The organism is Paraburkholderia xenovorans (genome assembly GCF_046030735.1).
GTDB classification, from domain to species: domain Bacteria; phylum Pseudomonadota; class Gammaproteobacteria; order Burkholderiales; family Burkholderiaceae; genus Paraburkholderia; species Paraburkholderia xenovorans_A.
In genome coordinates this window covers 1-8,470 of sequence record NZ_JAQQBV010000075.1, presented here as the reverse complement: position 1 = coordinate 8,470, position 8,470 = coordinate 1, and the positions used below count along the sequence as shown (strand labels likewise).

The window sequence follows — 8,470 nt, the reverse complement described above, 5'->3', positions numbered from 1 at the left end:
ATCTAAATGGAGCCCGGCTATGACATTCGCAATTCTGCCCGACCAGGTCCTCGTTTCTTGCGTTCTGATGAGGGGCGGCACAAGCAAGGGGTTGTACTTCCACGACAAAGATCTCCCCGTGGAAAAGGATGAGCGAGACCGATTTCTGATGCGGGTTATGGGCACGCCGGACTTGATGCAGATCGATGGACTGGGCGGATCGAGGCTGGTTACTTCAAAGATCGCGATCGTGCGGCCATCAAATCGGCCTGACGCCGACATTGACTACACTTTTGCACAGGTCGATATCGAGCGAGAGCTCATCGGGTACGACGGGAATTGCGGCAATATTTCCTCGGGTGTCGGGCCGTTCGCGATCGACGAGGGGCTCATCGATGCTATCGAGCCTTTTACTGTGGTGCGCATCTACAACACGAATACCGGCAAAATCCTTGTTGCAAGAGTTCCCGTTGCTGGCGGCAAGGCGCGTGTAATTGGTGATTGCGCCATTGCGGGCGTGCCGGGTACCGGCGCGGAGATTCTGATGGACTTCTCGGGTACCGTGGGTGCGAAGACCGGCCGGCTACTGCCGACCGGGAACGTCGTGGACCAACTTACGCTCATTGATGGACGAACGATTGAGATCACCATTGCCGATGCGGCGAACCCGTGCGTTTTCATAACAGCCAATTCGCTAGGACTGGATGGTACCGAACTGCCGACCGCCGTTTCAGGCAACGAACGGTTGATAGCTACCATTGGCGAGATACAGTCGAAGGTCGGTCAGATGATCGGGATGTGGCCTGACTGGAGGCGGGTTCATCTTCCCGGCGTACCGCTGTTCGTCATGGTCGCTGCGCCGACGGACTATGTCGACATGAACGGCAGGAAGCAATTGGCGATCGAGCACGATCTGTGTGCCCGCCTGGTTTTCCTGGGCAAATGCCATGAAAGCATGGCTGGTACTGGATCGATTTGCACGGCGGCGGCGTCACGTGTTTCTGGCTCGGTGGTCAACAAAATACTGGGGCCCGGCGTGAGCCATGCGACGACATTGCGCATCGGTCACCCACTGGGCGTTATGGGCGTGAAGGTTGAGACCGATGACACGACCGAAGGGCCGGAGCCGGTATTTCGTGTTCTTGGATTCGCCCGCACAGCAAGGCGGATGATGGAAGGGAATGTGTGCGTTCCAGTTGATAGCTTGAACGCGAGTTGACCGGTACGAATGCCGGCGAGGCCACCTGAGCGCGGCAGAGCACGCGAGGGTCGACAGGTCCGTGCGGCCTGCGTCGCCTTGCTTGCACCGTCTAATCTAACTTCAGGTTTACCGCGCGACACTGTTGTGCCTGGTCTTTACGCGTCCCGCCAGGGTGTCGATTTTCGCCCTTGGATTTCGAAAGGCGACGTGTTGCGCTCATCTCCCAGTTCCGCGCTCAGTGCAAAATCCCGAACCATTCTGCCTGGAACATCGTTGTGTTAGCGCTAACGCTTCGACTCCAGCGTAGAGGACGCTCAGACTCGCGGTAAACCTCTATACCAATGATGCATTGTTGTTATGATAATAGTACGTATTGGCATGAGAAATTCCTGGCGATACGGTCATTGGGTTTGTCGGAGAGAGAGACTCAATCTCTCTTGAATGGTCAGTGAATTCCGGTGTCGGTGTTTTTAAGTAAATTAGCAATACGAATTAATTGAAAAATATCACTGTCCAATTGAACAAAAAATATGGAGATTAGAGGAGAACATGAAAAAAACCATTCTCGCAGCAACGGCAACTTTGGCGGGCATCGTCGTGCCGGGTATTTCGTCGGCGCAAAGTAGCGTTACCTTATATGGCCTCATAGATGTCGGTGTGAACTATCTCAGCAACGCTCAGACAGGACGATCGGGTAACCAGTTGGTGGGGCACTCCCAGTATTCACTGCAGGAGGGCTCAACGGGCGGCCAGAATGGGAGTCGATGGGGGCTTCGCGGAACTGAGGATCTCGGAGGAGGACTGAGCGCTATTTTTCAGATTGAGAACGGATTCGCAATCAACAACGGAACCTTGGGACAGGGCGGCGCGGAGTTCGGTCGCCAGGCCTATGTCGGCCTGCAGTCTTCGTACGGCACGGTCACATTGGGCCGGCAGTACGATCCCGTGGTGAGTTTCGTTCAACCGTTCGCTGCCGGAGCACAGTGGGGCGGGTACATCAGTTCGCACCCGGACGACGTCGACAATCTGTTGAATACTCGCCGCATAAACAATTCAGTGAAGTACATGAGCCGGAGTTACGGCGGATTCAACTTCGGCGGCCTCTATAGTCTCGGGGGTGTCTCCGGAAGTGTCGGAAGAAATCAGATCTGGTCTCTGGGTGCAGGCTACACCGCCGGCTCCCTCGCTTTGGGCGTTGGCTATCTAAATGCACGAAACCCAAACTTTTCGTACTTTGGTACCAATCCCTCGGCAGGCACCGCGCTTACCAGCAACAACATGGGGGCGCTCGGGAGCGCAACCAGTGCCCAATCCAATCCTGTCGTTGCGGGATATGCGTCGGCGAGTACAACACAGGTTATTGCCGGTGGCGCCAGCTATGTCATCGGCTCCGCGACGCTTGGTGCGACCTATTCGAATACGCAGTTTCGCGGCTTGGGCAATACCGGCTCATCGGGACCCAATCCTTTGGGGTATTCCGGGACGGCAACGTTCAACAACGCAGAAGCGAATTTCAAGTATCAGATCAGTCCGGCCCTGCTTGCGGGTGTCGCGTACGACTACACGCGTTCGTCCGGTGCTTCGGGTCGAGCAGGGGCGACGTATCAACAAGCCTCCGTTGGGACGGACTATTTCCTTTCAAAGCGGACCGATGTGTATGCGATCGTCATCTATCAGCATGCCGGTGGCACTGATTCGCTGAATCAGCCTGCGGTCGCGAGCATCACGGGCCAGACTGCATCGGCCAATAATCACGAGGTTCTTGTACGTCTCGGACTCAGGCACAAGTTCTGAGCGTAGCTCTTAAGACGATGGCGGTGAGTCTGTGCCTGGCCATGTAAAGATGGCAGCTTTCTGTGTAGGTCGGTCTCGCCGTCCGCAAAAAATTTTGCGCATGCGTCGTTGCGACGTTGGCTCGAAAAGTTCCCGGACATGACAATCGCGACAATTGATGGAGAATCATCAGATGACTAACCCGACGACGCACAATTCCCTTGGTCAAACGCATGCGTTGGCCAGTTTTGCTGCGAGTTTGCAGTTTTCAGATATTCCAACCTCGTTGGTAAAGCGAATCAAACTGCATGTGCTTGACGGGTTAGGAGTCTGTTTGCACGGCGCGCAGCTTCCCTGGACGAAACTGCTGAGAGATTTAGCGCTGGTCGAGGGCGGGACCCCTATGGCAGGACTGTGGGGAACGGGTAAGCGAACCTCATTGACTCAAGCCGTGCTGGTCAACAGCACTGCGGGGCACGCTTTCGAAATGGATGACATTCACAAAGAATCGGTGCTTCATCCCAATTCGATTGCCGTGCCGGTGGCGCTTGCACTTGCAGAGGCGCGGTCGGGAACAAGAGGGCGTGACGTGCTAACTGCCATTGTCGCCGGCTACGAGGTGGGTCTTCGTGTCGGAAACGCCGCGACCACAGCGCTGTTCCTCAACGGTTTTCATCCGCAAGCCACTACCGGGGCCTTCATCTCGGCCGCTACTGCTGCAAACCTCTTACGACTTGACGCGAAATCCGCACAGCATGCGCTTGGCATTGCCGGTTCGCTGGGCTCGGGATTGATGGCGGCGCAGGAAGGCGCAATGGTAAAGCGCTTGCACGCTGGTCGAGCGTCGCAGAGTGGCCTGATGGCGGCGCTCCTTGGCGCGCGAGGTTTCACGGGTATTGAAAACGTGTTGGAGGTTGACTACGGCGGGTTCCTTAGTTCGTTTTCGCGGGACTATTGTCTCGACAAGCTTATTCAGGGACTGGGTTCCGACTGGGAAGCGGGAAAGGTCGGTTTCAAAATGTATCCGAATGTCACGAGCATCCACACATCGCTGGACGCTTTAAAGCAGATTATCAGCGATGGAGAGTTAAGCGCACGCAACATTGAGTCAATCGAGGTGGGTTGCGGGCATATGACGTTCGTTCATACGGCGTGGCAGTACAAACCTGGCGGGGTAACGGCCGCCCAGATGAATCTGGCCTATGGTATGGCGGTAATGGCTCTATACGGCGACGTGACGGCTGCTCACTACGACGATAGTTGTATCGCAAATGCGGACGTGCTTGCCTTCATTCCGCGAATCCGTGCATTCGAGGATCCAGAGTTGGAGCAAATGGGCCCAGCGTATCGACATGCCTGCCGTGTCAGCGTTCGCACGTTCACTGGGCAAGTGTTCAAGCGTGAAGTACTCGCGCGCCGAGGAAGCCCGGAGGACGACGTGTCGCCGGATGAAATCGAGCGTAAGTTTCGCAGTAACGTCGCCACCTGCTTGTCGCAAAGAGGGGCGCAGCGAATCGTCGAAATCGTTGCAGACCTCGAAGAACTCCCTGATCTCACTGAGATCTCCGAGCTGCTTGGGTCCAAATTTCGGCGTGGGGATAAGAGTGAACCGTTTTAGTTTGAACACAAAGCTATGGTTTGCATTGCTTATCATGTGGCTTGGCCTTCTGTTCCTCGGGGGCTGGGCTGCAATCCAGTCGCGCAATACCATGTTGGCGGGGCGCAAGACAGCAATTGAGGACGTGGTCGATGCGGCGGAGGGAGTCGTCGCGGAATACGCAAAGATGGCCGGGCGAAACGAATTGACGCAGGCGCAAGCCCAGCAGCAGGCAATGGCGCGACTCTCGGCCATGCGTTTTCCTGGCCACGGCTACATGGTCATTACTACGGCAACACCAGTCGTCATCATGCATCCGGTCCTCGCCGATTTGCGCAATAAGGACGTGAGCATCTCCGCGGACCCCAACGGCAAGCTCCTGTTCGTGGAGATGGTCAAGGTCGCACAGGCGAAGGGCGAAGGTTTTGTCGACTATATGGCGCGCCTGCCTGGCAAGACAGACTATATTTCGAAGATCAGTTTCGTGAAGCGCTTCGCGCCGTGGGACTGGTATCTGATCTCAGGCGTCTATGTCGACGACGTCGATGATGCCTTCAGGAGCGACTTGTTGAGCTACCTGGTCATGGTCTTCGTAATCGGCAGCCTGGGATCGGTCGCGTTCGTGATCATCATCCGCAATGTCAAACGTAGCCTTGGGGGCGAGCCTGCATACGCGGCCACGGTCGCAGAAGGGATCGCTGACGGTGATCTCTCACACGACGTCACGCTCAGGGCCGGCGATAGCGGCAGCATGCTATTCGGAATGCAACGCATGCAGCACCGGCTGGCCGACACAATTCGTCGCATTCACGGCGGGACGGAGACAATTACCGTAGCTGCCGGGCAGATTGCGGCGGGTAATTTGGACCTGTCGGTTCGCACCGAAGAGCAGGCCTCATCGCTCGGCGAAACGGCAGCGAGCATGGAAGAGCTGACCGCGACCGTCAAGCAGAACGCGGACAACGCGCGGCAGGCCAATCAGATGGCACTAACCACTTCGCGTATTGCCGTTGAAGGAGGCGAGGCGATGCAACAGGTGGTTGTAACGATGCAGAGCATCGCGAGCAGTTCTGTGCGGGTCGTTGATATCATTTCGGTCATCGAGGGCATTGCATTCCAGACCAACATCCTGGCGCTCAATGCGGCTGTCGAGGCAGCTCGTGCGGGTGAGGAGGGAAGGGGTTTTGCGGTGGTCGCTGGAGAGGTGCGCAACCTCGCGCACCGCAGCTCGGAAGCGGCCAAAGAGATCAAGCGTCTCATTGAGGACTCAGTCGAGCGGGTCGGAAATGGCAAGGCGCTTGTAGAAAAGGCTGGCAGTACGATGCAGTCGCTGGTTCATTCAGTGCAACGCGTGACCGATATCATTAGCGAAATCTCCGCGGCGTCCGAAGAGCAGACTCGCGGCATCGAGCAGGTGAATAGCGCGATCACACACATGGATGAGGCGACGCAACAGAACGCAGCGATGGTCGAACAGGCCGCCGCCGCGGCGCAGTCGATGCAGGAGCAGGCGCAGATGCTTCGCGACATCGTCAATATGTTCCGTCTCGGAAGGACGATTGCGTGTGGGCCGGGAGGGGCATAGCCAGGCTCGTGGGCCGGCCGCGATAACGTCGGTTATTGCGGCAAACCTCGGCGAGGCGTTGTGGAGCAGGGCGCTCGAAGCGGTGTTGGCGCGATTTTGCAACGTGCAGGGCACAGGAGTCCATTGGTCGGCCTTACCTGACGTTCGTTGCTACCTGGTATTGCTGATTAATGTCCGATTGCAGCCTGTTCCGTGTCAGGCAATAACTGGACGGGATCAGCCGCCCAGAGAAGTTTCCTGGCCGTCCGAGTTTGGGCGGATATGAGACGGCCGCCGTAACGTTTCGCGTTCAACTCATAGGACGGCCGTACACGCGAATGTGTGCGAGGTTACCGTCAGTTGGTTTGGGTAGTGTGTTGCTCGGCCATAGCGAAAATCTTCATGCCAACGAGCATGGCGATGACGAACAGCATCGCTTTAAACTCGCCGCTGCCGGCGCTCACGAGGGCCGGTCCCGGGTAGAATCCTGCCAGACCCCAGCCGGCGCCGAACATGGCGCTGCCGGCAAGCAGGCGGCGGTCAATACGCGTCGCGCCCGGCAACGACATGGGGGCGTTGAACAGGCTCCGCTCGAGCCTGCGTGCTATCGCGAAGCCGACACTGCCAACTGCGATCGCACCGGCCATGACGAACGCCAGTGACGGGTCCCAGTTGCCCGCGATGTTCGTGCTTCTCCCCAATCCTGAGCGGCGAGACGGTTATCCGAGACAAATTTTCGGGGGGGGGGCGTCACCGGATGGCGTTACGAGGGTGATAGAACCATCTTCAAGGTCCGAGAATTCATCGAGCTTTCGCCGATCGACGCAGAGATCAAGCAGTTTCTCGGCGGCAAGGTGCCGCCGCAAGGCAACACGGTGGGCACGCTGTGGGAGGCTTCAGATCAGAAATCAATGACGCGCTACTCGGCAGTCAGCGAGGATTTCGAGCTGCAGATTCGCCGCGCAGCGGCACAGTCGCCCGAGGATCGAGAGGTGCGCATGCGGGCTTGGTCTCCGGCCGGAGCGGATCGAGGTGACGTCCACAACGTTCGTGCGGAACCCCTATGCAGTAGCCAACTTGTGAATTGCTCCGAAGCACTCTGAGTTACGGGGGCAACTCCAGCACGGTCACCGGCGCACTGTTAGGAGGAGCGACGACTCCACCTAAAGTCGCTATGAAATGACCTCGGCGCTTTTTCTCCACCTAAAGCACGATTTATCTGTAGCAACGTGGCAATGCGCCAATTTCAGAACGTGTTAGGTGGATTCCGAGGGAATTCCATAGCAACTTTGCGTTGATCCTCTGCCAGAACCAGACATTACCAAAAAGCTCTTACATCCAGTGTCGAGGCCATTCTGAAGTGTCGTAGCGGCAGCAAAGTAGAAATGTCGTAGTCGTGTCTTTGTTATCGCTTTGACGAGGTTCTGAGTACAGAGTCCTGGAGGCTGACCGTCGTTCTGCCAATCGCGGTGTTCAGATCATCAACCGCGATCTCCCGCTGTTTCTTTGTCCCAGCCTTACGCTCCTTCAGCTTTGGCGCCTGCCCCTGATTGGTCCGTGACGGCGAGCCTGACGCTCGCCGGTTATCACGATCGGCCTGAACGAGTTGCGCGACCTGCAGCACGTGACCCAGCCGCTTGTGGTCGACGACCGCGCCCTGATCGATCTCCGAGAGCCGGTCATAAGGCGTGCAGGGAAGGGCGATGCCGTCGGCGCGGATCTCGATGCGACCGTCCGGATACTCATACACATCGATATAACGTCCGACCAGCCTGCGGTTCGCGTCCGTGTCTTCACGATGAAGCGGGGCGCGTAAGCGTTGGCCGCTTCCCGCGTGTCGATCTGGCGTAACCGTAGTTCCTTCACCAGGCGGTCCTGCAGCGTCAGGTTCGCGCGTTCAACACGCCCCTTGGCCTGGCTTGAATTTGCGCACAACCCGTCAATGTTCAGCTCGAACATCGCCCGGCCGAAGTGCGTCACACCTTTGCCTCCCGTGGTCGCGGTCTGCGTCGAGCGGAATACGCTCGCCTTGTCGCTGTAGAACGCGACTGGCTTGCCGTGCAGTTCCAGATACGCCCGTGTCGCCTCGAAGTAGCTGAAAGTCGATTCGGTCGCCGTGAAGTGCAGCGCCATGATCCGGCTGGTGGCGTCGTCCACATAGACCAGCAGCGTGCACGCCGGCGCCCGCTCCTCAAACCAGCGATGATCGCTGCCATCGATCTGGATCAGTTCGCCCAGACACGATCGCCGCGCCCGTGGCTAGTAGATCTTCGGTGGCCGCTGCCGGCGTGGAATCCACAGCCCGACCTCCGTCATCAGGTGACGCACCGTTTCCTTCGACAGCACCAGCCCATGA

At 57.6% G+C, this 8,470-nt stretch carries 4 protein-coding genes and 2 pseudogenes; 4 read left to right on the top strand and 2 right to left on the bottom strand.

The window, feature by feature from the left end:
* The 4 genes from PQQ51_RS33840 to PQQ51_RS33825 form a co-directional block, all read left to right on the top strand.
* Positions 1–1,198: 2-methylaconitate cis-trans isomerase PrpF family protein (locus PQQ51_RS33840; RefSeq protein WP_408501539.1), on the top strand; the 1,198-nt coding region annotated here is incomplete at its 5' end.
* 531 nt (positions 1,199–1,729) lie between these two features.
* The gene (locus tag PQQ51_RS33835) at positions 1,730–2,974 is read left to right on the top strand and encodes a porin (protein WP_408501538.1); all 1,245 of its coding nucleotides are present in this window, start codon (positions 1,730–1,732) and stop codon (positions 2,972–2,974) included.
* 172 nt (positions 2,975–3,146) lie between these two features.
* The gene (locus tag PQQ51_RS33830; protein WP_408501537.1) at positions 3,147–4,571 is read left to right on the top strand and encodes an MmgE/PrpD family protein; all 1,425 of its coding nucleotides are present in this window, start codon (positions 3,147–3,149) and stop codon (positions 4,569–4,571) included.
* Positions 4,558–6,135, top strand: a complete 1,578-nt coding sequence (locus PQQ51_RS33825; protein ID WP_408501536.1) for a methyl-accepting chemotaxis protein — start codon at positions 4,558–4,560, stop codon at positions 6,133–6,135. Before PQQ51_RS33830 ends, PQQ51_RS33825 begins: the two co-directional genes overlap by 14 nt.
* Positions 6,136–6,470: 335 nt before the next feature.
* Here the strand turns inward: PQQ51_RS33825 and PQQ51_RS33820 are convergent.
* Together PQQ51_RS33820 and PQQ51_RS33815 are read right to left on the bottom strand one after the other, a co-directional pair.
* Positions 6,471–6,800 (bottom strand): annotated as a pseudogene (locus tag PQQ51_RS33820) (DUF6691 family protein); the annotation flags it as partial.
* A gap of 719 nt (positions 6,801–7,519) precedes the next feature.
* Positions 7,520–8,470, bottom strand: a pseudogene (locus tag PQQ51_RS33815) (ISNCY family transposase); the annotation flags it as partial.